This window comes from Nostoc sp. 2RC (genome assembly GCF_014222165.1).
In the GTDB taxonomy this organism is placed as follows: Bacteria; Cyanobacteriota; Cyanobacteriia; order Cyanobacteriales; family Nostocaceae; genus Nostoc; species Nostoc linckia.
In genome coordinates this window covers 1-1093 of sequence record NZ_JACKZU010000730.1, presented here as the reverse complement: position 1 = coordinate 1093, position 1093 = coordinate 1, and the positions used below count along the sequence as shown (strand labels likewise).

General features: G+C 42.0%; 1 protein-coding gene. It reads right to left on the bottom strand.

All coding sequences use genetic code 11. The annotated features are described in order from the left end of the window. Positions 1-109 precede the first annotated feature (109 nt). Positions 110-826, bottom strand: a complete 717-nt coding sequence (locus GNE10_RS34715; protein ID WP_185570532.1) for a pirin family protein — start codon at positions 824-826, stop codon at positions 110-112. Between the last annotated feature and the right edge of the window lie 267 nt (positions 827-1093).

Below are 1093 nucleotides of genomic sequence, written 5' to 3'. Positions count from 1 at the left end.
GGGGAAAGGGGAAATATCAAACCTTTCCCCCTTTCCCCTTCTGCTGTTCCCGACTTCTTCAAGAAGTCGGGGTTCTTAGTCGTCAGTATCCATTGAAAATCGCTGGATATTAACCCAAATCAAAAAGCAAGATTTCGCCGCCGACATTGGTGCCAATTTCTAGCTGTTCTTCGCCGTTGATTTGTACGCCATCACCGGCTCTAAGTTCTTCACCGTTCAAGGTAACTATACCTTGGGCTACTTGTAACCAGGCGTAGCGACCAGGTTTGACGTGATAATTAACAACATCACCTTGTTCTAAAACAGAGGCGTATAAATCAACATCTTGGTGAATCGTCACAGCACCATCGCGCCCATCTTTAGCAGCAATTAAGCGTAATTGACCGCGCTTTTCTTCGATGGGAAAAGCTTTTTGTTCGTATCTTGGTGTCAAACCTTCTTCGTCAGGAAGAATCCAGATTTGTAGTAGGTGCAGTGGTTCAGTGGGGGAAGGATTAAACTCGCTGTGGCTGATTCCAGTACCAGCGCTCATGATTTGGGCATCGCCAGGACGAATTACTGAGCCTGTACCCAAGCTGTCTTTATGTTCTACAGCACCTTCTAAGACGTAGGTGAGAATTTCCATATCCCGATGACCGTGGGTAGGAAATCCAGCCCCTGGGGCGATGCGGTCGTCGTTGATGACTCGCAGAGAACGAAATCCCATACGGTTGGGATCGTAAAAACTACCAAAGGAAAATGTGTGATAACTATCCAGCCAGCCTGTTTGAGCGTGACCGCGGGCATTGCGATCGTGAATTAGATGAGTGATTGTGTTTTTAGACATAGATTTACTCCGTTGTTAATTGTTTTTAGCTAAGAATTTAGAATTGGCTACGTCCTGCTGCGCTAACAGATTGAGAATTCTGAATTGATAAGGGTTGCATAACAAAAATTATGAATAATTTTTATTTACTCAACCTAATTTTCAACTATTTAAATAGTAAAGTATATACATATAAATGAAAAGTACGCACTTAAAAGTGCCATAGTTACCAAAAAGATACTATGAAATTTTAGAGTTATTTTTAATTCAATACGGTTGTTTTATTAC